Annotated in this window: 23 protein-coding genes and 4 pseudogenes; 14 read left to right on the forward strand and 13 right to left on the reverse strand. The window is 58.1% G+C overall.

What is annotated here, in order from left to right; all coding sequences use genetic code 11:
* Window positions 1-94: 94 nt before the first annotated feature.
* The 4 genes and pseudogenes from K6I40_RS04945 to K6I40_RS04960 all read right to left on the reverse strand — a co-directional run bounded on the left by K6I40_RS04945 (window position 95) and on the right by K6I40_RS04960 (window position 4,641).
* A complete protein-coding gene (locus K6I40_RS04945) occupies window positions 95-1,486 on the reverse strand; it encodes an ATP-binding protein (RefSeq protein ID WP_222914548.1) in 1,392 nt (463 codons plus the stop codon).
* 685 nt (window positions 1,487-2,171) lie between these two features.
* A pseudogene (locus K6I40_RS04950) lies at window positions 2,172-2,761 on the reverse strand (cell division control protein Cdc6); the annotation flags it as partial.
* A 215-nt stretch (window positions 2,762-2,976) separates the two neighbouring features.
* Window positions 2,977-3,690: pseudogene (locus K6I40_RS04955) on the reverse strand (AAA family ATPase); the annotation flags it as partial.
* 717 nt (window positions 3,691-4,407) lie between these two features.
* A complete protein-coding gene (locus K6I40_RS04960) occupies window positions 4,408-4,641 on the reverse strand; it encodes a hypothetical protein (RefSeq protein WP_255681633.1) in 234 nt (77 codons plus the stop codon).
* Between the two features lie 395 nt (window positions 4,642-5,036).
* On the opposite strand from K6I40_RS04960, the gene K6I40_RS04965 reads away from it, so the two are divergent.
* Both K6I40_RS04965 and K6I40_RS04970 read left to right on the forward strand, forming a co-directional pair.
* Entirely contained in the window at window positions 5,037-6,140 is a 1,104-nt protein-coding gene (locus K6I40_RS04965; RefSeq protein ID WP_255681634.1) for a sodium:proton exchanger, read from the forward strand.
* Window positions 6,141-6,348: 208 nt separating this feature from the next.
* Window positions 6,349-7,065 carry a hypothetical protein gene (locus tag K6I40_RS04970; protein WP_222914553.1) on the forward strand — a complete coding sequence of 239 codons (717 nt, stop codon included), beginning with the start codon at window positions 6,349-6,351 and terminating at the stop codon, window positions 7,063-7,065.
* 14 nt (window positions 7,066-7,079) lie between these two features.
* Here K6I40_RS04970 and K6I40_RS04975 read toward each other — a convergent pair whose 3' ends face one another.
* Window positions 7,080-7,370, reverse strand: a complete 291-nt coding sequence (locus K6I40_RS04975; protein WP_222914555.1) for a winged helix-turn-helix domain-containing protein — start codon at window positions 7,368-7,370, stop codon at window positions 7,080-7,082.
* A 95-nt stretch (window positions 7,371-7,465) separates the two neighbouring features.
* On the opposite strand from K6I40_RS04975, the gene K6I40_RS04980 reads away from it, so the two are divergent.
* Window positions 7,466-7,771 carry an amphi-Trp domain-containing protein gene (locus tag K6I40_RS04980; RefSeq protein ID WP_222914557.1) on the forward strand — a complete coding sequence of 102 codons (306 nt, stop codon included), beginning with the start codon at window positions 7,466-7,468 and terminating at the stop codon, window positions 7,769-7,771.
* 40 nt (window positions 7,772-7,811) lie between these two features.
* On the opposite strand, the pseudogene K6I40_RS04985 reads toward K6I40_RS04980, so the two are convergent.
* A pseudogene (locus K6I40_RS04985) lies at window positions 7,812-8,278 on the reverse strand (aldehyde ferredoxin oxidoreductase C-terminal domain-containing protein); the annotation flags it as partial.
* A gap of 391 nt (window positions 8,279-8,669) precedes the next feature.
* On the opposite strand from K6I40_RS04985, the gene K6I40_RS27900 reads away from it, so the two are divergent.
* Window positions 8,670-8,798 (forward strand): hypothetical protein, encoded by a 129-nt coding sequence (locus K6I40_RS27900; protein WP_255681635.1) that lies wholly within the window; start codon window positions 8,670-8,672, stop codon window positions 8,796-8,798.
* Between the two features lie 18 nt (window positions 8,799-8,816).
* Here the strand turns inward: K6I40_RS27900 and K6I40_RS04995 are convergent.
* A pseudogene (locus tag K6I40_RS04995) lies at window positions 8,817-9,020 on the reverse strand (IS5/IS1182 family transposase); the annotation flags it as partial.
* 633 nt (window positions 9,021-9,653) lie between these two features.
* Between K6I40_RS04995 and K6I40_RS05000 the strand changes: the two are divergent.
* Window positions 9,654-10,295: a helix-turn-helix domain-containing protein gene (locus tag K6I40_RS05000; protein WP_255681636.1), complete on the forward strand. Its 642-nt coding sequence runs from the start codon at window positions 9,654-9,656 to the stop codon at window positions 10,293-10,295.
* On the opposite strand, the gene K6I40_RS05005 is transcribed toward K6I40_RS05000, so the two are convergent.
* Window positions 10,272-10,697 carry a VOC family protein gene (locus K6I40_RS05005; protein ID WP_222914558.1) on the reverse strand — a complete coding sequence of 142 codons (426 nt, stop codon included), beginning with the start codon at window positions 10,695-10,697 and terminating at the stop codon, window positions 10,272-10,274. The genes K6I40_RS05000 and K6I40_RS05005 overlap by 24 nt on opposite strands.
* Window positions 10,698-10,705: 8 nt before the next feature.
* On the reverse strand, window positions 10,706-11,095 hold the full coding sequence (locus tag K6I40_RS05010; protein WP_222914560.1) for a cupin domain-containing protein: 390 nt from the start codon (window positions 11,093-11,095) through the stop codon (window positions 10,706-10,708).
* 86 nt (window positions 11,096-11,181) lie between these two features.
* Between K6I40_RS05010 and K6I40_RS05015 the strand changes: the two genes are divergently transcribed.
* The 6 genes from K6I40_RS05015 to fer all read left to right on the forward strand — a co-directional run bounded on the left by K6I40_RS05015 (window position 11,182) and on the right by fer (window position 16,159).
* Window positions 11,182-12,075, forward strand: coding sequence for an ABC transporter substrate-binding protein (locus K6I40_RS05015; protein WP_222914562.1), 894 nt, complete (start codon window positions 11,182-11,184; stop codon window positions 12,073-12,075).
* Window positions 12,072-13,064 (forward strand): ABC transporter substrate-binding protein, encoded by a 993-nt coding sequence (locus tag K6I40_RS05020; RefSeq protein WP_222914565.1) that lies wholly within the window; start codon window positions 12,072-12,074, stop codon window positions 13,062-13,064. Before K6I40_RS05015 ends, K6I40_RS05020 begins: the two co-directional genes overlap by 4 nt.
* A complete protein-coding gene (locus K6I40_RS05025; RefSeq protein ID WP_222914567.1) occupies window positions 13,061-14,044 on the forward strand; it encodes an ABC transporter substrate-binding protein in 984 nt (327 codons plus the stop codon). Before K6I40_RS05020 ends, K6I40_RS05025 begins: the two co-directional genes overlap by 4 nt.
* A gap of 261 nt (window positions 14,045-14,305) precedes the next feature.
* A complete protein-coding gene (locus K6I40_RS05030; RefSeq protein WP_222914569.1) occupies window positions 14,306-14,602 on the forward strand; it encodes a DUF4242 domain-containing protein in 297 nt (98 codons plus the stop codon).
* An 83-nt stretch (window positions 14,603-14,685) separates the two neighbouring features.
* Window positions 14,686-15,396 carry a class I SAM-dependent methyltransferase gene (locus K6I40_RS05035; RefSeq protein ID WP_255681637.1) on the forward strand — a complete coding sequence of 237 codons (711 nt, stop codon included), beginning with the start codon at window positions 14,686-14,688 and terminating at the stop codon, window positions 15,394-15,396.
* Window positions 15,397-15,676: 280 nt separating this feature from the next.
* Complete coding sequence (fer, locus tag K6I40_RS05040) at window positions 15,677-16,159, forward strand: ferredoxin Fer (protein ID WP_222914573.1); 483 nt, start codon at window positions 15,677-15,679, stop codon at window positions 16,157-16,159.
* A 110-nt stretch (window positions 16,160-16,269) separates the two neighbouring features.
* Here fer and K6I40_RS05045 read toward each other — a convergent pair whose 3' ends face one another.
* Complete coding sequence (locus tag K6I40_RS05045) at window positions 16,270-16,767, reverse strand: hypothetical protein (protein WP_222914578.1); 498 nt, start codon at window positions 16,765-16,767, stop codon at window positions 16,270-16,272.
* An 89-nt stretch (window positions 16,768-16,856) separates the two neighbouring features.
* The gene (locus K6I40_RS05050) at window positions 16,857-17,012 is read right to left on the reverse strand and encodes a hypothetical protein (protein WP_222914580.1); all 156 of its coding nucleotides are present in this window, start codon (window positions 17,010-17,012) and stop codon (window positions 16,857-16,859) included.
* 222 nt (window positions 17,013-17,234) lie between these two features.
* Between K6I40_RS05050 and K6I40_RS05055 the strand changes: the two genes are divergently transcribed.
* Complete coding sequence (locus K6I40_RS05055; RefSeq protein WP_222914583.1) at window positions 17,235-17,540, forward strand: hypothetical protein; 306 nt, start codon at window positions 17,235-17,237, stop codon at window positions 17,538-17,540.
* 15 nt (window positions 17,541-17,555) lie between these two features.
* Here K6I40_RS05055 and K6I40_RS05060 read toward each other — a convergent pair whose 3' ends face one another.
* Complete coding sequence (locus K6I40_RS05060; RefSeq protein WP_222914586.1) at window positions 17,556-19,268, reverse strand: PQQ-binding-like beta-propeller repeat protein; 1,713 nt, start codon at window positions 19,266-19,268, stop codon at window positions 17,556-17,558.
* 6 nt (window positions 19,269-19,274) lie between these two features.
* A complete protein-coding gene (locus tag K6I40_RS05065) occupies window positions 19,275-20,192 on the reverse strand; it encodes a hypothetical protein (RefSeq protein WP_222914589.1) in 918 nt (305 codons plus the stop codon).
* Between the two features lie 213 nt (window positions 20,193-20,405).
* On the opposite strand from K6I40_RS05065, the gene K6I40_RS27905 reads away from it, so the two are divergent.
* Window positions 20,406-21,506 carry an AAA family ATPase gene (locus K6I40_RS27905; RefSeq protein WP_255681638.1) on the forward strand — a complete coding sequence of 367 codons (1,101 nt, stop codon included), beginning with the start codon at window positions 20,406-20,408 and terminating at the stop codon, window positions 21,504-21,506.
* Window positions 21,503-22,573 (forward strand): AAA family ATPase, encoded by a 1,071-nt coding sequence (locus K6I40_RS27910; protein WP_255681639.1) that lies wholly within the window; start codon window positions 21,503-21,505, stop codon window positions 22,571-22,573. The genes K6I40_RS27905 and K6I40_RS27910 overlap by 4 nt, the downstream gene beginning before the upstream one ends.
* The last annotated feature ends 172 nt before the right edge of the window (window positions 22,574-22,745 follow it).

Below are 22,745 nucleotides of genomic sequence, written 5' to 3' on the forward strand. Positions count from 1 at the left end.
CCACACGTACACCGGCCCTTGGAGGTCTTCTCCTAGTCTGACTAACCGAGAATCAGAACCGATCCGTAGTTATGGGTTTCAGAGCCGATTATCCCTACTCCGACGCGACCGGGTCAACGATGCGTTCGAGAGTGAACAACTGCAGGTCGTCACGGTCAGCCGCTTCATCACGAACAGATTGCGTGAACCCGCTTCGCGCGAACAGCGCATACTCGTGCTCTACCTCGCCATCATCAGGCGACCATCGAATCTCATCTGTGTGGTCTTCAAGCGAGGCGAGCGCACCGTAATCGAGTGGCGCGGACGTGAACTTGCACTCACCCGTTACCATCGTCCCGTCTGCATCGAACCCAACCACATCCACCTCGTACTCGTTGTACCACCAGCGGCCGATATCGGTGAACATCAGCTCGGGATAGAGATCCGGGAGTATGTCCTGACAGCGATTTTCAAACTCCTGACTCACGAAGTCCGCCAGTTCCGGTTCGATGACCGTCTCGTAGGCGTCGGCACCCAATCGCTCGTAGCGGTCTTCGTTGCCGTAGACGAACCGGAACCAAAACCTGAACAACGGATCGAGAATGCGGTACCGCCCTCGGCGTGACTTCGTCTTGTCCTCCGTCACCGGGACCTCACGTTCGACCAGTCGCAGTCGCTCCAGTTTCTGCGTGTACGTCGAAATCTGTTTGCCATCGATCCCGACTGTTTGTGCAATCTCGTTCGACGCGGTGTTCCCGGCAGCAATCGCTTTCAGGATGGCAAAGTATCGATTCGGCTCCGTCAGCTCAGTACGGAGCACGTATTCCGGTTCATCATGCAGGAATCCCTGCCGTGACAGCAGCGACTGCTGGATGACTGTTTCGAGGTCACCATCCAGATCGATGCCGTCCAAATAGTACGGTGTCCCGCCAAACACGCCCCACGCGAACAGGAGTTGTTCGGGGGTATAGCTCTCGGGAAAGAACGTCCGCACGGCAGCAAAGTCGAGCTGTCGAAGATCGATTTTCTCGGTGAACCGGCCATACAACGGACTGTTTCCGAGGAGTGTCGCCTCCTCCATCATACTGATCGAGGATCCGACGAGCACGAGCGTCACGCCCGTGTCACGCAACTCTTGATCCCAGAGTCGCTGGATAACCGATGGGAGACTCTCGTCGGCGTCAATCAGGTACGGGAACTCGTCCAGCACGATGACTGCATCCTGATCAGCGAGATACCCGAGTAGCGATTCCCACTCGCTCTCGATCCGGTCGATCCCTGGAAACGACTCAGCCGCTACGTCCACGAACGCGTCCAGTTGGATCTGCCGGGTTGTTTCGGTTGCCTGGTACAGAACGGCGTCATCGCGGTTTGTTAGTGACTCTCGGACGAGTTCGGTCTTTCCGAGACGGCGACGCCCGAAAATCACGACCATGTCAGCGTCGTCCGACTCGTAACAACCTCGAAGCCGACTGAGTTCATCTTCCCGATCCACGAATCGCTCCATATTCTCTGACTTGCGTCCAACCAAATAAAACTCTCGAATAGACTAATACAGAATAGGCTAATTGGGAATTGGCTAACTGAAGATTGTTCCCCAGACATACTACGGTGACAGCAGAAACAGCCCTCTATCGCCGTGGCGACTACAAGGACGACCGATATCTCGGTACCGACAAGTGGCCGGCTGCTACCGTGTGTCGCTTATCCGTCGTCTCGATAGTCCAGTACTTGACTGGCATACCCGGCATCGTTCCGATCGCTCTCTGCAACGGCTTCGAACGAAGAGCCTCAGTGGTGTTCGGCATACTACATAGCTCCCATTCAACCAGAAATACCTCCTTGATTGATCGTCCATCACTCGATAGTCAGTACTGATAGCCATCAATAGTGTAAATTCAAACCACTGAGATGCCTTACTATCCATGGAGTTACAACAGAATTTCGACCGTCTCAAGCTGTTTGTCGACGACGGTGAGACGCCGATCGATGGATACCCGCCCAGACAGGAAGTTGGTGTAAAGCCGGGAGACGGTCTTTATCGCTCATATTTAGCGGGTGCGAACGATTCTGGTACTTCTCAAGACACCCCTCGTTTTCAGTGAAAACGTATCGACGGACACCCCTGATTTTCAGTGAAAGAGTCGGCAGGAACACAGGGATACCCTCGTTTTCAGTGAAAGCGGGGAACGCTACACCGACGATTCCGAAAGCGCATTTAGAACATCATTTTGGGTTTCCGATGATTCGATACACGCGGCCAGGACCACGTCAGGATCATGCAGTAATCGATGGGTCCGATAACTGCCCTCTCCTTTCCCACCACCAGTGTGGCGGCTTTTCGTAATCTCTGGAAGCGTCCACTTTTTCATCAGATCCAGTATGCGCTGATGAGTAAGCGATTCACCAGACGCGATTTCAGCGACGATACAATAGGTATCGTACAGTTCGCCGGTCGAGAATGAATCACTGAGCTTCGATTTGGTCAGATACGCGAGTGCATAGAGCGCATATCGGGAGTGCGGCGTTCCGTTTTTGATGACCTGTATTGAGCGATTCAGATCGCTATACTCGTCAGCCTGTCGAACGTGATCCTCAGTCACGCGATCGCTTTCGTCTTTCTCTGCGAGCTTGCCCGCTGAAGGATATCGAGTGCGCGTCGTGCGTCGCCGTAGTCGCGAGCTGCAAGCGCGGATGCGAGTTGGATAACGCCATCCTCGAGCACGCCATCTTTGAACGCGTCACTTCGACGCTCAAGGATTGCCTGCAACTGGGCACTGTCTAGATAAGAGAAACCGCAATACGGGAAGGTGATGATGTGACGGTATCGGCTGTAAAATCACCATATTGGATCTGATATAGGGGACTCTGTTCCACGAGGAGCGACAATTCGGCTGCTTCAGCAAATTTCTCATAAGCAGTGACAATCTCAGATTTCACCGGGAATGCTGTAGCAGGCTCTGAAACGCTGCTATACGTCGGAATCGAGTAACTAGACAGTGCCTGCAACTGATTTGCGTCGTAGGGTGGGAAGATGATTGGATCGTCCTGAAAACTCGAGGCAACGCGCTCATCGGAGGAACCGAAGTAATCAGTTTTGTTACTTATTGCGATAACTGAAATGTAACAGCCCGTCTTCCCCGCCTCTTCGGATCGCGAGAGTTTCGACAAGATCTCAGCCGTATCATCACCGAGTTTGTCGATCTCATCAAGAATCACGATCAGTGAATCGGTCTCATGGAGGAGACCATCTGAGTTCCAGAGTGCGTCGTAATATCGACTTGCACCGACGCCTTCCTTTGGGATGTAGCGGTCAGGCTCAATCGCATCGCGTACTTCAAAGGCCATCGTTCGGGCAGCTCGTGTCTCAGTGTTATACTGATCACAGTCGACGTAAGCAGCTGTTAGGTCGGTCCCCTGCATCTGTGCGATGCCTCGAGCACGACCGGTGACGTGTTTCGCGACGAGTGACTTGCCGGTCCCCGTTTTCCCGAACAAGAAGCCACTCTCCGGTGGATCACCAAACGCTGCCGGTTTTAAGAGCGCTTCAACAGTCTCGATCTCTCGGTCGCGACTGACGATTCGATCTTTTTGTGGGACGTGTTGCGGTCGGAGGAGTTCACGACGACGAAAAATGGACGTAGCCTCATCTGCCATCGGGTCATCCTGAAGATCCTCGACTGAGGGAGTCGGGATTGGATCGTTACCCATTAGCTAGGGTATTCTAGACTACCACATTGACATCCTCCTCCGCGTTCACGCGGAGGAATCCCGAGCGGTGGGAGTTTCAGGTCTGCAACCACGGATGCCGCCACTTCACGGGAGTCCGCGTCTCACCCAGCCATCGTGGTCGGTGGCTGACTGGCGGTGCCAAACCGCCGTTACTCCTATCCTCGGTGTCGTTGCCCCCCATCTGTTGTTTTTGCCATCAGGGAGTCGCTGACACGTCGCCAGACTTGGAGTTATCGTCGGGCTTGCTCAGGCCGGCGGGCACAAGGCGAACCCTTCGAGGATTCGCGTTCACCGCGTCGGCGTTTCGGATACTGCCTCGTTATCGTGTATACGTATCTCTACTTGCCATCGTGATCGCTTTCGCACGCTCTCTGTCTTTCACTGAAAACGAGGGGTGTGTCTGTCTTTGCAAAGAGGGCGATAGTCTCGGGGAGTAGTATCCAAGAAGAGAGACAGTGGCAGTGCCCTCGAGCGCCCTAAGGTTCGAAGATATATCGTTGCAGCTGTCTCTATTCAGGATATTTCGCTTAACCAACGCTCGATACGCACTGCTCTTTCTGTTGGTCAAAGCGGAAACTGCCTAACTTCTCTTCGATGCCTCATGACAGAGGGCCTTGAGTTGAGTAACTTGGACACTGGTTGAAATTGGAACTCTTTTTCATGAGTCGCATGGGAATCCAACTCTCAATGTTACTCTCATTTGTCTGAGCATTCCAAAACACAAGTTATTATCGAAGTAACAATTAGCGAAAGTACACCTTCTACGACCGGGGTGACGACCTCGAGTAACTCATCCCGACAGCTTCGAAGCGTATTCGGCAATGTTCCTGCGATATCGGCAATCCGACGCTGAGACAGACAGAACCCAGCTCGCTCGGCAGCGAGATACAGACACCCCGCTACGACGCCACTTGGCCGGTAGCCGATCATGAGCCCAGTTTCCCTCTTTCTGTGCGAGCTCGAGCGCTCGTCGACGTACGTGGTTTGGGACTTCGAGTTCCGCGTTGATCTCGAGCCCGTGTGGTGCGTCTTGGTGGGTGATTACAGGGTATGAGCACGCTGGAACCTCGCAAACTCACGCAATAGGTATTTTATATATGAAATTACACTTTCCGGGGATGGGAAGGAAGCAAATCCGATCGCGGATACGGGTCCCGGCGCTCCGTGTATAATTTCCAACGAAACTCTGTACCCGAAAACGTATCTTCATAATGTAAATTATCGGCGTTCTCCATATGGATGTGAATCGTTCACTCACTATCTCACTCGTCGTATTCATAGCCGTCTCACTGACCATTGCTCCGGTACTCGCACAGGAGGGTAAGATGGGTGAAAAGGAAGAAAGCGAAGGCGGTATCGAAGGTGTAATCGAGGGATTCATCGAGGCTCAGGGGACGATCGGTGCGGTACTCATCCTTTTCGGAGGTATCACGTTACTCATGGTGAGTACCGAGAAACTGATCAGCTATCTCGCCCGCGCGTCGCTCAGTATGAAGATGTCGTTGTTCGCGCTGGCGATCATCTTCACCGGGTTCGAGTTCGACGACACGATTCTTGCACTCGTACTCTCGTCCGGTGAACTGGAAGGCGCTGCCCTGGGGACGGCGCTTGGGACAGGTCTGGCGATTACCGGCGTCACACTTGCGGGGGCGGCTATCGTCCGCCCGTTCCCAGTCGACCTCCCCACGGACTATCTCGTCATTTTTGCGCTGTCGCCGCTCGTCCTCGTTCCCTTCGTCCTTCTCGGAACGCTGACGTTCGTTCACGGGATGATTTTGACGGGGTTCTTTATTTTCTCGTTTGCCTATTTCATTCTCCGGGAGCGTCAGCGCGACGTCCCCGTGTTCCGAAACACTGAATTCGGGCAGGAAATCCAAGACATCCGGACGGACGGCGGAATGGCCAGATCCAATTCGCTCGAGGAGATCCCCGAGGATCGACTGCTCGGAAATTTAGCCGATTCCGGAACCGTGTGGCTTGGTCTCTCTGTTATCGCTCTCGCCGGCATCGTCTTCGCGGCGATGTTGCTCGAAGGCGGGTCCGAAGTCGTGATCGAAGGATTCGGCATCAATCAGACTGTTTTCGGGGCGACGTTTCTCACGCTGATCCTCACGTTCGAGGACATCATGCTCACTATCGAACCGATCCGACGGGGGTTCCCCGAGATCGGCGTCGGAAACATGATCGGAAGTGTACTCTTCTCGGTGACGGGGAACGTCGGCGTGATCATGTTCTTCAGCGAGGTCAGTATCGAATCGTCCGTGCTGACGTTACATCTCCCCGCAGTGATTATCGTGACAGCTCTCGCCGCGTACTTCCTCTACGAAGGCCACCTGAAGCGGTGGCACGGCTTTCTGCTCGGTGGCCTCTATATCGCTTACTGGATAATCGCGATCTTCGTGTTCGGCGGAGTGCCGATCAGTGGCTGACTCGCCGTCACGAGCGTTTGGTCGGACTTTTTTACGTGTGGTACCGACAGCAATCGGGAAGGCCCGGAAATTTGATTTCTCGTCAGTCTAATATCTACTCGAGATGGAGGCCCTCAACGCTTTCAAGCGGAACGAATACACCGGAGAAAACCGGTGCACACCATGCACGGTCGTAAACGCCGGTATTGCTGTAATACTCGCCGGGGCCGTGGGAGTCGCCGCTGGGACTAGCGTTGGAATCGTCTCCTTCCTCGGTGCACTCGCTCTTATCTATTTTCGCGGCTATCTCCTACCAGGAACGCCGACACTCACGAAACGCTATCTCCCCGCATCGGTGCTCGAACTGTTCGGCAAAGAATCGGTCGCGGATCGGGTCTCACGATCGATCGACGCCGACACAGCGACCGAAGAGCAACTCGTCGCCATCGGTGCCCTCACGGACGACGAAGCCCCGGCGCTGACTGACTCGTTCGCTACCGCGTGGGGGGCAGCAATCGAAGGAATCCGCTTCGAGGATATCGATGAGTCCGTGCTTCGGACACTCTTTGGCACCGATGACGTCTCGAGACACGCTGCGACCGGGGCCGTCATCGATGGGAATCAGTCGATACGCTGGATTTCCGAATCGGCACTGATTGCGGACGTCGCTGCAGGTCGTCTCCTTGCTGAACGGGGCAGCGGATGGGAAACCCTGTCACCAAACGACCAAATCGCCCTTCTCCGGAGCCTTCGCCTCTTTATCCGCGTTTGTCCGACGTGTGATGGATCCGTCGACGTTACGGAACGAACGGTCGACCCGTGTTGTGAACGCCCACACACGCTGATAGAAGTCGCATGTTCGGACTGTGAGACGCCACTGGCCGACGATGCAGTGGTTGGAATCGACGATGACGCGCCGGGGCGACTCCGCGCGATTCGAGTGTAAATACCCTTTAGCACTCAGTCAGAGGGATTCTCTGGAGATCGTTCGTTGGCTTGCAGGACGAACGATCGTTCAGGTGGCGGCGACGCTTCGAACTGTACACTTCGAACTAACCGGTAGTATTTCCGATTTCCCTGATGATAGTGCTCGAGTAACTCCGCGTCTTCGAGCACCGAGAGGTGGTGCGAAGCCGTTTTTCCGTCCATTCCGACTGCTTCGGTAAGCTCCGAAACGTACATCGGCCTGTGCGTGAGCTCACGGAGTATTTTTAGGCGCTGGCTGCTTCCGAACACCTCGAGCAGCGTCATACGAGTACACGAGTAGGGCCGATTATAAATAGTTACTCGAGAAATGTTATGATTTCATCCACAAACTTAACCAGTGGCAGCACAAATAACATACTATGGTCAAAAAGGTTGATTTTCCAAGCAGCCAACCACAAGACACGGCGACGATTACGGACGGATTCTTCGAACGGGAAGTGTACCTGTCCGGGGGAGACACGGCAGCGTTCCTCCGGACGTTGGCGGACGCCGTCGAGGACGGCAACGAATTGCACGTAAGCGGTGACGACTGGGAAATCCCGTTCGAGTTCGCCGAGCCGATCGAAGTCGAGATCGAATTCTCGAACCAATCGAAAGCCGAACTCGAGATCGAATTCGAGTTCGAGGAACCGAAGACGAGCACAGGCGACCTAAACGTCGAGTGATCGTCGAATCGGTAGTTGGTCTATAGGTTCCATTTGGATATCAGTCGTCGCTCGGTGCCGCTGCGCCGCCGTCGTCGGCACTGACGCCGGTTCCGGGTCCGACATCGATCCCGAGTTCGTCGAGTTTCTCGTCGGGGACGACACCGTCGACCCAGCCGCGGTGGTCGTAGTACTCCGCCTTCATCTCGTCGAGTTCGCAGTACTCGCCCTCCGAAGCGCCCTGACCCGGGATGCCGTCCTCGAGGAAGCGCTCCGGTAGCGAGTCGTCCACCCCGTCGAAGCCACGAGGTTGTTGTAGTACCGTTCGAGGTTGTAGATGCGCTCGCCGGCCTCGAGGAGTTCGTCCTCGGTGACGTCGCGGCCGGTCATCCCGTTGTACTGGAGGACGTACTCTTCGATGCCCTCTGCGAAGGCGTTGAACTTGCAGATGTCGAAGGAGTCCGAGATCGCGTGGAGATCCTGGAATTGGGCGGTGAGTCCGCCCTTGCCCTCGTACTCGTAAGGATCTGGGTTCATCGGCTTTTTCTTAGGGATTGTAGCCACGTTACTTGGAAGCCACCTCGTCCTCATGGCCCGCACCCGGCTGGCGAACGCGACGGTAGATGACGCCGACATCGCCGTCGAGTGGAGAGCAGGGTGGCCGCAACGCGCTCGGCGTAAGCTCATGGTCGTCACGCTCGCAGTTGTCAGCCTTCTCGCTGGACTGGCTGTCTGGCAAATAGGATGGAGGGCGGTGACTACCGTCCTGCCCGGCGGGATGGTGCCCGTATTCATGCTCCGCTCAATGGTTACCGAGCGCACGTATCGCGCGACATCGGCGGGGCTAGAACAGCGCAGAGAGGGGCGATGGTTTGTCCCCCGTCGCCTTATTCCATGGTCAAGGTTCGATGGCTTCAGCGTGACCAACGATGCAGTCGTCCTCCATCGGACGTTACCCTACGTCGACATCCGATGCCGGCGCTACCTTATCGACGACGAAGCAGTCGTCGCGGCACTCGAAGACCATCTTGACCGCCGGGACCCGTAGCGTATCTGTATTCCTCGATTAGAGTGACCGCTCAAGATTGTGAGTGAGGCAGGTGATCGTGAGCTCTCGAAATTGTTTCCACCAACGCCGTGAGCGGATGAACGAACCGTACTTGCGTTTGAGGCGAGAGTTTACCGTCTCGTTCTGACTGCGCTGACCGTAGAGGTCAGCGTCCAGTCGAGCATTCCACGCTTTGTGGAGTGACGAGAACTCCCGATGCTTGGTGACATCCTCCCACGCCTAAAGGCGCGGGCCTCCCACCCGGTGTTTGCCGGGCAGGTCAATCCTGACGGTTGGGGGGTCTACGGTTTGTGACCGACAGCACTGGCTCTGCCACGAAGCCGTTACTCCTACCACAGCGATGGCTTGGAGGTATCTTATTTTGTGTCGGTCGGTGCGGTCGGCTTACTTGTTTGATTTCGGCTCTCGCCGTGGCAAACACCGAGTCAACTGCCAGTTTTCCGCGCACGACTGTTGTGACGAGTAGATGACCAATCAAGCTTACGGTGCGTATCCACGGCCTGAAGACCGTGGTATTACGCCTGTTCCTCAGTATAATTTTTATTCAACACGTACCAAGGTCCGAATATCGGACCAAACAGAGGCACAGCGATGAATGCAGCTGTCGATGCTCTGTTCTACAACGATTCCGAAATTTGTCATATCTGAACTCAGATGATTTCCGGGAAATTCGCGACGAATTCGCAGCGGCGCTCAGTGACCACACGAGAAAACAAATTACAATGATAATATAGGATAGTATGATGCAATACATATTCCGAGAAGAAAACCTATAGTTCGGCGATTGTATGAAGTTTTATTATGTGCCTGCATCAACGAACGCTCGAGAGTAGAATGAACAGTAGAGACGACTTTGACGTCGAACTTTCCCCGAGGGGTATCGTTCTTTTGAAGATTCGTATGGATAACCCGACAGCCCCCGTTCGGGAAATCAGAGATATCCTCGCGGATCAGTACGGCATCGAACTGTCACACAACCGGGTGAACGAACTTCTCCACGATATGTCTGACAAAGACGTCTTCCGGAAATCAATCCAACCGAACAAACGAATCTTCGATTACCACAGCTTCAGAATCGCGTTTCACTACCCTAACTTCGAGGACCAGTGGGAAGAGTGCTACTTGGAACTCGTCGAGGACCCGCATGTCGTCATGTTCTGTAACGCGGACAGCAACTACCATTGGCAGCTTCTCATGCAGTTCAACGGTGACCGTGAGGCGGAACAGTGGATGCATCACTTCTTCAAAAAGCACGGATCGCTGATCGCACAGTTCGATAATACGAAGCTACCGACGGTCCACAAGTTCGACACCCATTCGTCCGTCTTCGACGAAAAGCTCTGGCAGACGGAAGAGGGTCGGGAATATTGCAGAACGCACGAGAGGAGCACAGCGACAAAGAGACCATTGCCACTGATGGGAGCGGCGATACGCAGTCGTAGGCTGCCACCGTTAGACGTCGTCGTGAGTAAGTAACGTCCGCTCGGTATCGTCAGGGATCGGTTCGTACGTGATTATCTCGAGGAGATTACCGTCCGGATCCAGAAAATAAAACCCTTCAAAGGAGTCCCAATCGTACGGCCCCTGCTTCGGGAACTGGCCGTCGAGTTCGGATATCATCCGGTCGTAGTTCTCGCGATCGGTTTCGAACGCAATATGTGCCTTATCGAGTGGATGCGTAATGTTCTCTTCGCCCCACTCGTCGGCTCGTCCAGTTTCAGCGAGCGTGAGGACGGTCTCTCCGGCTTCGAACATCGCATGTTCGCCCTGAAAATCGGACGGTGGTCGGAGCAGGTCTAACTCGAGTACCTTTCGGTAGAACGGGTAGCAGGCGTCAAGATCATTGACGTCTACGTTGATGTGATCGATGGCGTCCATACGGAACCCTACTTGTTCGATTCGATCGAATTGGTTTGTTTTGGCTCACTCGCATCGCGGTTGTCTCCCCAGTTCGGGGCGTCTCGAGGAGGACTCAAGACACCGATCCCCACGGCAGGTTCGTCACCGCGGTTCTCCGCACCGTGGAACTCGTCGCTGGAGAAGAGGTAGGAGTCGCCGGGTTCTAGCGGCACTTCTCCGTCTTCGAGAACAGCGATAAGCCGACCAGAGATGAGAAACCCAATCTGTTCGTTCGAATGCCGGTGAGTCGGGAGGGTCGCTCCCGGTTCAATCCGCCAAAATTTCATGCTCGTCTGCGCCCCTCCTGCGAGGTCCGCCAGTCGGACCCCCGGGGACGGCTCTCCGTATTCACGGTCGGTTTTACGCACGCGATCCATGATAGGTGACAAAATTTCACCTGCTCACTTAAAACTTCCCACGATACTATTAATAGCTAGTGTAATGTCTACGACTTAGATGAGAAATGACTGACAAAGTAAGACTATTCCATCTCCCGTTCTCGTTCATGCTGCCACAGAAGGTGGCAGTCGAGAAGGGATACTTCGAAGCGGAAGGGCTGCAGGTCGAGCTGGTTGAACGCGACAGAGGCGACGTCGATTGGAAGTACATTCCCGCAGAGGAGTCGCTGACGGACGATCACGGCGTGGACATCTACCCGATCTGCAAGTGGGAAAGCATCAAACGGACGTGGGAGATGGACGACGGCCGGATCGTCGGGAAGGGAACGTTCGCGAACCAGCCGTATACCGTCTACGTTCGCGAGGAGAGTGACATCGCGGACCCGAGTGATCTCGCGAACGTTCCAGTCGGGGTCAACAAACGAACCGGCCAAGAGTACACGGTAATCCGAGCGCTCGAGAACCACATGCCGAGTGATGCGGTAACACTCGAGCATCACGGGATGCCGACCGATCGACTTCGTGCGCTTCGGGACGGGGACGTTGAGGCCGTCTCGTTGCTGGAACCACAGAGCACTCTCGCCGAGAAGCTCGGATTCCGACCTGTTCTGCAGTTCGAGAACCACATGGGTATCGTCGGTGCCGACGCGGTCGACGGTAGTGTCCTCGAGAAGTTCATACGAGGGTACGAACGCGCTGCATCGGATATCAACGAACAACCGGCGGCGTATCGAGATGCCTATCTCGAGATGCTACGGGCGGACGCCGACGTTGCACCGGACCTCTTCGACGACATCGAATACGAAGCGCTCCTCGAGGATATCGAGGTTCCGCGGTACGAGTCGCCAGAGGTCGCCGATCGCGAGGAGTTGTCCGACCACCTCTCGTGGATGAAACGCCGGCAACTCGTCGACGAAAGCGCCGACATCGACGCGATCGTTGCACCAATCGAACGATGAACGTCGAACGCCAACAGGCCGTGCTGGACGCTCACCACGACGCCGGCGACGATCGTCCGGTTATGCGTGCTCGCTTCGAACACAACGGAAGCCCCCGTTACATGCTGTATACGATCAAACGGCTCGGTCTCGACCACGAGCACGGCTTCCACCTGGACGTCCAACTCGTCTCCGACACGTTGGAAGGGGGAATGGAGACCGTCGAAGCGCGCTTACAGGACGGCGATGCCGATCTCATCGATATCGATTACATTTCCACCGCCCGCGAACGCTCTCGCGGCGCCGATATCGTTGCCATCTATCCGTACGGTCGAACGGTTGGTAAACTCGTGGCGCCGGAACATACCGATATCGACGGATTGGCTGACCTTTCGGGGCATCGTATCGGTGTCGTTCGCCGCCTCGACAAGAACTGGATTCTCGCCCGTGCGGCGTGTCGATCGTACCACGGCTTCGACCCCGACGAGACGGCCACGCCAGTCGAAGCTGGCTCGAAGGTCGAGCTCACCCGGATGCTTCGCGACGGTGAAGTAGATGCAGTACTCCAGTTCTGGCAGATCGTTCCCGAAATTACGGAACGAGGACCGTACGAAGTGGTCGTTTCGATGGCCAACGTCGTGCAGCGTCTGGCTCGGACGGACAACCGCGTACCGGTGTCGACGTTCCTGACCAGTGAGGAATTCCTCGCCGAACGGGAGACTACCGTTCGCCGGTTCACGGCTGCGTATCGTGACGCCGTCGATCGGCTCCTGACAGACGACGATCTCTGGGATGAAATCGGCGAGAAACTGATGACGGACGACGATCCAGTGACCGTCGCGTCGATCCGGGACGGCTGGCGCGACATGGTTGTCCGAGAGTGGGATGCCGAGACGGTTCGGGGGATGGAACAACTGTTCGATCAGCTGCTCGAGGTCGCCGGACCAAACGCGCTCGGCGTCGACCACATTCCGTCGGGAACATTCCGCCTTCTGGAGGACGATCGATGACTACCGTCACCTTCCAGCTCAACTGGGAGCCAAACGGCTTTCAGGCACCGTACTTTCTCGCCCGCCGGAAGGGGTTTTATGAAGCGGAAGGGCTCGACGTTCAATTCGTCGAGGGGCACGGCTCGCCGTTCGCGGCTGAACAGACCGCTCGCGGTCGCGCCGATGTGGGTCTCGCGGGTGCCAGCGCCGTCCTCGCGAAAGGAAGCGAGGGGTTCGATCCGCTGGCAGTCGCTGCACTGACGAAACGGACTCCCGCGGCGATCTACACGCTCCGTGACGTCTTCGGTGAGCCGTTGACAGACCTGTCTCAGCTCGCCGGAAAGACGGTCGCACCGTCGGCGACGAAAACGAGAATCCTCGCAGCACAAGCCCTGGAACAGGCCGGTATCAGAGATACCGTCGACCTCCTGGAGGTTGATCCGAACACGCATCACCGGGTCGAACACCAATTACTCGACGGAAGCGTCGATGCAGCCGTCGGGGTCGTCACGAACGGGCGCGAACTTGAACGCGAGTACGACCGGCGGGCCGACGAACTCGCCATCGGCGAGTCGCTCGGCGTCTACGGAATGATGCTCGTCGCAAACCGCGAGTTCGCGGAAGGCGACCCGGGGACGGTTCGATCGCTGCTGCGCGCGATCGCACGAGGATGGATAGAAGCGACCAACGACCCGGAAGCGGCGCTTGATGCGCTCGTCGATCGGAACGCGACGCTGGAGCGACGAAGCGAGATCGAACTGGCGAAGTTCCACGCGGCCGCTTCGGGGCTGCAGTATACCGACCATGTACGTGAAGCGGGGTGGGGAGCCCATCAAGCCGACCGCTGGCGACGGCTCGGCGATCTCCTCGCTGAAACCGACCTCCTCGACGGCAACGTCGATCCCGATGATGCGTGGACGAACACGTATATCGACCGGGATGCACCGCCGATACGGGAGTACGCGACACGAATCGGCCGGAACCCAGAGGGGGCCGACTGATGAGCGTGCGACTCGAGCTCGCTTTGCTGGTCGTGCCCGGTATCGAGGTCTCTACAGTCCGATCACCCTCGTACCCCGGCTAGACTCGTCTCGTCGGTACGACACGCCGAACTGTGAGAGGATTGTTCCCCGAACTCGGAGGCGACTGGTCTCGGCGGCCTGCTGCTCAGGTCGGCTGTCTGATAAAGCCGTGAGATTGAGAATTGAGGTGAAAACGTCCGAAAGTATTACAAATACATGAATGATGTGGGTAGTTGACGCATGAGTTCACCAACGGACGACTTCCTGATCCTGCGAGAGCTTCCGGAACCGATTACGACCGACGAACTGGATGGGGCAGCGGAGCAATCCGGAGAGGCGCTAAAGGAACTCCGCGATGAGGGTGTCGACATTCGCTGGGTCGATTCGGAGGTAATGACGAACGACGACGAAGAGGTCGTCGGGACGTTCTGTCACTATCGTGCGGAGAGCGAGGATGCAGTCCGCGAACACGCTGAGCGAGCCGGGCTTCCGGCAACGAAAATTACGCGTCGAGGTGAACCGTTGTCCGGAGAATGAGCGGCGGGGAAACGATTCCGTTACACTGGTATAATTTTGGACTGTATCACTGGCGGGAACGGGGGCGCCGACTGCTGTTGGGTTTGCTGGCAGTCATAACTGGACTCGCCATCGGACAGTCCGAGCGTCGAACCCGAAGAAGTACTGCGATCGCAGTCGCCCTCGTATTGTTCCTCTGGGGGGCTGCAACCATCCGATCGACAGCAACGTCGCTGCTATCCCCTCCACCCTGGGTACTCGACCGCGAAAAGTACGACGCACTGGCCGCCGAAATCCCGCTTTCGGAGTCCGAACGAATGCTCGACGTCGGCTGTGGGACCGGGCGATCCCTCGTCGGGCTCGCACCCGCTATCCCTGAGCGCTGCTCACTTCTTGCCGTCGACGTGTTCGACGATCGGATCATCCTCGGCAACGGACCGCAATTAGCGAGCCGGAACGCGCGACTCGCCGGCGTCGATGTGGCGCCGATACGGGGAGACGCCGCACGTATCCCGCTGAAGGAAGATACTGTCGACACTGTCACGCTCTGTCGCGTGCTCCACGACCTCTCGGCGACCGATGCCCGCGAGGCACTCACCGAAGCACATCGCGTCTGTACACCCGGTGGTACGGTGGGGGTGCTCGCGCTTCCGTACCCACACGAAGAGGATGCCTCCCCGGCGGCCTACTGGAGGAAACTGGTTACTGAAGCCGGACTCACCGTCAGTACCATAATCGAGCGTGACGACGGGTATGTCATCGTCATCGGCACTGTCCCCGAGCGACCGAACAGTCCGCTCGAGAAAAGAGCCTGAGTTACTACCGGTCTAGGGCTGGCGTCGCCGGCGTTAGTTCGTCGACGATCCGGAAGTGGCTCTCACGCTGATCGACATCACCGCTGTGCACTTCGTGGTTGCACTCGAGACGGTCGATCATGAATGCGACGGACAAACCAGTACACGTTGCTATCCGCTGCCCGATCTCGACGAGGCCACGACGTCGCGTCGGTTCCTCCTCCGATCGACCACAGCATGTGCTGAAGTGAGTATCGTCCATGGAAATATATGGGCTCACGTCGATGTTCATTGTGAACGTATGTCTGACGATCGAGAGCTGCCGAACATCCAAGCTGGACGCGGAGGGGATCGAAGTCTGGATCAGGCGGAAGACGAGGAGACAGCCACCGTGGAGTACCTCAGCTACGGCGCGTTGCAGCGTCAGGGGTGGAGTCGCGACGACGAGACCCTCTTCGAGAAGGCGGCTGCGGCCGACCTCACCGACCGCGAGCACGGGACGATAGAGATCAGCAAGAACGAGTATCTCCTCGACGGGGCCGAGAACGCGGACCGCGCCTGGCCGTTCGAGTGCCGCGCCGCCTCCTGTGCGAACTGCTGTGCGTTCCTCGTCGAGGGCAACCTTGAGATGGACATGAACCTGTTCTTGACCGACGAGGAGGTCGACGAGCGAGACCTTCGACTGACGTGCGTGGCAAAACCCGCGAGCGACGAACTGAAGGTTATCTACGAGGCCAGGCGCGCCGACTACCTCCAGAACGTCGTCGGCGAACGGGAAGTATAGCATCGGTCCGTCCGACTCCACTGGAGGGACCGAAGCGCTGCTCCGGTTCTCAGATTCTCAGGTCGGACGAGGATGGCAGCCCTCTCGTCTCTCCGCCGAGATGCTTGTGCCTATTTTTCGGTCGATTCCGCCTCCTGAATCGCCGACGCCAGCCGCTCGTCGGGTGAGGTGTCCGCGATCAGCCGATCGTTCTCGTAGCGACGGACCGTCGAGAGGTCGACGTCATCTTCGAGGGAGTCGAGGATCGCCACGAGCAAGAGCGCCTGCCTGTCGAGGCGGTCCTCGAGCACGTTGATATTGTTGAACGCTTTCTCGGCGAACGCCGTGAGCGACTCCGAGAATTCGGATAGCTTCGCCTCGTTCTGTTTGACCTTCCGCTCGTTGAGACTGATGCGAGCGAAGTCGTCGACCGTCTCGATCTGTCGCTCGAGCGTCTCGAGCTCGTCCCGCAATTCGTCCGTCTGCGACTCGACGATCTCTTCGATCAATCCTTCGACGGCTCCCGTCTCGGAGGGGGTATCGCTGCCTCCATCGTTGTTCGTCTCAGTGGCCGTCGTCTGCTCGGTCCCGTTTTGAGGCGTCTGCCGGTAGTGATCCGTTGGCGACATGTGGTATGGAACAACACACAGCACGATATAACTTATCACTGTTCACAGAATGTTTGGAACTAGCGATGCCAGCGGGGGACAGAGTAAACTCACTCGCGCTCAATGCGGCTTGCTAGACTTCGGAGCTGATCCGCTTCGGCCGACGCTCCGTCCGCTTCCTTCTCGTCCGCGAACGCGCGGAGTGCGTGAACGACGTCACGTTTCTCCCGTCCGGTGAGTTCGATAGTGAGTGTGTTCGGTGCCATAGTGGGTCGAGGCAAGGTGAGATACGTTCCGTTAGGTATCATATACTGTGGTGAGTTTCAATCTCAGCGAATATACTATCGAACAGCGGTCGGTTACTACTTGCTCACGGGGAGTGGCCGTCGCCGAAAACGACCGCTCGAGGAGCCACTGCAACTCCGGCGCCCCGCAGGCACACTCTTGCAAGCAAGAGGCCGAACCGTACTCGACGGCAGTATCCGATAATGAACCAACCGATAGACGCCCGCTGCGTCGACTGCGGTGAGAGATTCCCCCGGAGACTCGGTGAAAACGCGGGCGGCGACGGACTCGCCTGTCCGACATGTGGCCACGGCGTCGTCCAGGGCATCCCCCACAAGCAAACCTCGCTCGGTACGCGCCAGAACGCTCGGTGTGCACACTGCGGGGCGACGTTCCCACACGTGAAATCGAGGACGGCGATAAAGGGCGTGCTAGCGTGTCCCACCTGTGAATCGACGGGCGACGTGATGCGACTCGATACGACCGATGATTCGACGACGCAAAAATAACGACTAGCGGTTGACTCACTCGGCCAGCGAGAAGACGACGACGCGATCGTCCCGCTTGCCGCGGCGGAGCCAGCCGCTACCGCCGACCTGGATGGCGATGTACTGTTTGCCCTCGTCGGGATCATACCAGCTGACTGGGCTGGACGAGAGCGGGGCGTCGCCAGTGTCAAACTCCCAGAGACGCTCGCCGGTCTCGGCGTCGTAGGCGATGAACTGACCGTTCTGGGTGCCCGTGAACATCAGGCCCGTCGTGGTCGACATCGTTCCACCCCAGATGTAGGTGTCGCTGTCGATCCAGTCGCGCCAGACGAGCTTCCCCGTCGTCGGATCGAACGCGGAGATGGAACTGATGTGGCCGTTGTACTCGTCGGGCATCGCCTCGGTCTCGTCTTCGAGGATACCGCCCCAGTACTTGCGGCCTTCCTCGAACTCCTCGAACCGCCACCACGCCTCCTGGGCGTTGTTGTGCATCTTGTAATACACCAGCCCGGTCTCGTGGTTGTAGGTTGCCGGGTGCCAGTCACAGCCGCCCATCCCGCCGGGCATGAACGTTCCGCGACGGCCGTCATCGATGTGCGGGATCATGCTGAACATGTTCAGCTGCTGGACGCCCGGATCCGACCGAGTGATGAGCTGTCCCGTCTCGGCGTCCATCGAGTACACCCAGCCGGTCTTGCCGGCGTTGACGACGGTGTCCCTGACCTCGTCGCGGTGGTCGAACTCGAGGTCGCGGATGAGCATCCGCGGCGACGCCGAGTCGTAGTCCCAGACGTCGTGGGCCGACTCCTGGTGGAACCAGAGGCGCTCACCGGTCTCGGCGTCGAGACACAGTGTCCCGCACGTGTTGCGGTTCGGTCCCGGACGGACGGAGCCGTCGAAGTCCGGTCCGGGGTTGCCGACCGGCATGTACAGGACGTCCCGCTCCTCGTCGTACGTCGCCGTCATCCAGTTAGTGCCGGCCGCCTGATTGATGGAGTCGCCGACGAACTCCTCCTCGGGGCAGGTCCGCGTGAACCACTTCTGTTCACCGGTCTCGGCGTCGATAGCCGTATGGAACCCTCGGACGCCGTACTCGCCGCCGGCGGACCCCGTGTAGATGGTTCCGTCGTGAACGATCGGTGCCCACGTCGCGGAGTAGCCCCGTTCGTGGTCAGCCGTGGACGTGTACCACTCCTCCTCGCCGGTATAGCGGTTGAGTGCGACGACCCCCGAGTCGAGCGTCGTCATGTACACCTTGTCCTGCCAGACGGCGGGTCCCCGGTTGTTATCGTCACAGCACAGGACTACGTCCGACGGCACTGCATAGGTGTAACTCCATAGCACGTCACCGTTACGGGCGTCGATCGCCTTGATATGATTCGGCCCGTTCGACTGATACATGACCGTCGGCTCGCCGGGCACGATGATCGGCGACCCCTCCATGCTCGACCCGGAACCGACGCTGATGTCGTACTCGACCTCGAGGTCGCTGACGTTGTCCGGCCCGATGACGTCGGCCGTCGTATAGCGGTGCATCTCGTAGTTACCGCCGTACGTCAGCCACGCCTCCTGAGTGTCACCGGAGTCGCTTATCATCTCCTGTGTGACATCGAACTGCGGTATGCGATCGATGTCGTGTTGATGGGTGACCGATTCCTCGGGCGAACCGAGCACCCGGTAGCCGTTATCGGTCTCTCGAACGACCGTATCCTGTGCAGCCTGAACCGCTCTGTCTTCTTCTATTGACATCTGTGATTACCTCGCTTCTGGTTCCGCCCGCATCTCCTCGGTGATGTAAAACACGTCCTGGCAGATCTTCTGCTGGTTGATGATCATGATGGCCGCACTGGCCGTCAGTGCCGCCATCAGCTGTCCGTCCGTGAGGGTTCGTTCCGTCTCGGAAGCGATCTCTCGTGCTACCCGACCCAGCAGGTATAGCCCGCCCAGCATTCCCTTGGCGTCCCAGTAGCCGTCGTCGAGTATCTCGTCGGTGATGAGCACCTGTTTCTGCCACAGGTGGACGTCGAGCGTCTGTATCCACAGCAGCGTGCCGCCGGCGGCACGCTGGTGGAGCGGCGGGACGAAGTCCACGTTGAACTCGACGTCGGCCGGGATCTCCTTCGTCGGAACCCATCGTGCGAGTTCCCTGTCGTTGTTCAGCAGGTCCGCGATCAGGCTGAGCTGTTCCCCCTCGTCGAAGCCGATCTCCTCGAGTTCCGACATGAGCGGGTTCGCCTCGACCAGGCCGTGACCGGTGTTCCTGATGTGTTCGGCGGAGAACCGCACGGCGTTCTCGTCGACGCTTTCGAAGAAGCCGACGTTGACGAGGTGGTCGTACAGCTGCCACCCCGGTTCGACGAGCTCCCGATAGAGTCGCTCGGGTTCGCGCTTTCCGTCCGGAATACCCGCTTCCCGAACCGCCGACAGTCGGTCGATCTGTGTTTCGAGGTCCGACAACGCAGCAGTGAGCAACTCCGCGTCGAGCGTCCCCTCGAGATCGGTTCGGATCGACTCGCCCATCGAGGCGAACTCGTCGTTGATCTCCCCCGTTATCGCTGATTTCAGCGTCGATAATGTCAGCTCTTCATCGACAACCGAGTCGTCGGCACCGAGGTGTTCGGTCAACTGTGCTGCTTCTTCGGCCGTCGGTTGTGGTCTGTTAGCATTGATCATTTCAGCACCACTGACCTATGCCATATGATACCACAAATAACTTTTCTATCCTTTCAGTCATATTATACATATATACAGACGGGGTATTTGGGTAGAGAGTATAAAATGAGACTCTGGATCTGCAATGCGTGAGAAAATCCGAAACCATACAAGTAAACCTCGATATTACTATCCTTTTATATGTCTCGCAGCACTACTGCTCGAGCGAAGCGTATGGAACTCAGTGTCAAGCCGCTTGCCGACCACGACCCCGGCCGTGGTCTCACCGTCGTTAGTCGTCAAACGCTCGCCGAGCTCGGCCTCGACAGCGGTGATTTCTTCCTCGTTCGCGGATCGGACGGGAACCGTGCAGTCACACAAGTGATGCCGTCCGACGATATCGACGACGGGATCATCCGCACGAACGATCTGGTTCGACGGACTGCAGGTGTTGCCGTCGGAGAACCGGTTACCGTCGAGCCGGTCGAAGTTTCTCCGGCCGACAGCGTCACGGTCGCGCTCCCGAAGGGGTTCGACGACGGGACCGATTTCGATCTTTCCCTGCGGGAGGAACTCATCAGTCGAGCCGTCGTCGTCGGACAGGTCGTTCCGGTCACCTTGCGATCGCGAACGGTGGACGACCCCGCTCGGCGGACGGTTCCGGTCCGCATTACTGCGGCGTCACCGGGTGATATCGTCCTCGTGCGCGACTGGACGCGGATTTCGGTGGCACCACAGCCCGCGGAAGAGCTTTCGGCTGCTGTCGACAGTATCGGCGGCTCGGCTGGGGTCACCTTTGCCGATATCGGCGGCCTGGACGAAGAAATCACCCAGATTCGAGAGACCGTCGAACTGCCACTGTGCTCGCCCGACGCGTTCGACCGGCTCGGCGTCGAACCGACGAACGGCGTATTACTGTACGGTCCGCCCGGAACCGGGAAGCGGCTCATCGTCCAGGCGATCTCGAACGAGGCGGACATCCACGTCGAAACCGTTAGCGGGCCCGCGATCGTTTCGGCAAACCGCAGCGAAACGGCAGATCGGCTCCGGAACCGGTTCGAGAACGCCGCCGCGAACGAACCCGCAGTCGTCTTCATCGACGAACTCCATGCGATCGCCGGAACGCGGGATGATACCGAAGATTCGACTGACGGCGTCGGCCCACTCGTTTCGCTCATGGACGATTTCGAGGCCGACAACCGTCTCGTCGTTATCGGGACGACAACGCAGCCGGAGACGCTGGACCCGGCACTGCGCCGATCCGGCCGGTTCGATACCGAGATCGAAATCGGCGTTCCCGACCGAGACGGGCGCGAGGAGATCCTTCGGATTTGACTCGGGGAATGCCACTCGCCGGCGACGTCGACGTCGAGTCGCTCGCCGAGCGCACACACGGGTTCGTCGGTGCGGATCTGGAAATTCTCATCCGCGAGGCTGCGTCACACACCCTCCGCCGGAACGAGATTCATCCGGACGAGTCCCATCCGGACGACGCGACGTTGGCATCTTTGACACTCACGGCGGCTGATTTCGACGCGGCCCTTCAGGGCGCGACTCCCTCGGCGCTCCGGGAGGTGTTCGTGGAAGTGCCGGACGCGACCTGGGACGACGTCGGCGGACTGGCTGAGACGACCCAACGGCTCCGCGAGACCGTCCAGTGGCCGCTGGAACACCCCGAGGCCTTCGATCGGGTCACGCTCCGGCCGGCGAAAGGTGTGTTGCTGTACGGACCGCCGGGAACGGGCAAGACGTTGCTGGCGAAGGTCGTCGCCAACGAGGCCCAATCGAACTTCATCTCGATCAAGGGACCGGAACTCTTGAACAAGTACGTCGGCGAATCGGAACGCGGCGTTCGTGACGTATTCGAAAAAGCGCGAACGAACGCGCCGACCGTCCTGTTTTTCGACGAAATCGACGCGATCGCGGCCGAGCGCGGCGGCGGCAGCTCCGATGGTGGCGTCGGCGAACGCGTCGTTTCACAGCTCCTGACCGAACTCGACGGGCTGGAGGAACTGGAAGACGTCGTCGTCATCGCGACGACGAACCGTCCCGACCTCCTCGACAACGCGCTGATGCGTCCCGGACGGTTCGATCGCCACATTCACGTTGACGCTCCAGACGAGGACGCGCGGCGCCAGATCTTTGCGGTTCACACGCGCGAACGGCCCCTCGCCGCCGACGTCGATCTCGACGTCCTCGCCGAACGAACCGACGGCTACGTCGGTGCCGATATCGAAGCCGTCTGTCGCGAGGCAGCGACCGTCGCGGTCAGGCAGCACGTCGATGGCCCGCGGACGGATCCTGCCCAGATCACTCTGACTGCCTCCCATTTCGATGCGGCAATCGAGGAAATCGACCGGCAGGACGACGATACCGATTGGTTCGTCGATCCGGGCCTTTGAACCGACGGCACGCCGCCGGCCTGACACTATTTTACTCTGGAAGGGGCGGAATTCCTCGCAGGAAGTGTGACGTAACCGCAGAGTCCCTCGAGCGAAGCGACGATCGTACACGTCGCGATCAGCGAGAACGAAAGGCGCGGTTCGACCGGGAGTACGCTTATGCTGACACGCT

The sequence above is a fragment of the Natrinema sp. SYSU A 869 genome (assembly GCF_019879105.1).
Lineage (GTDB): Archaea > Halobacteriota > Halobacteria > Halobacteriales > Natrialbaceae > Natrinema.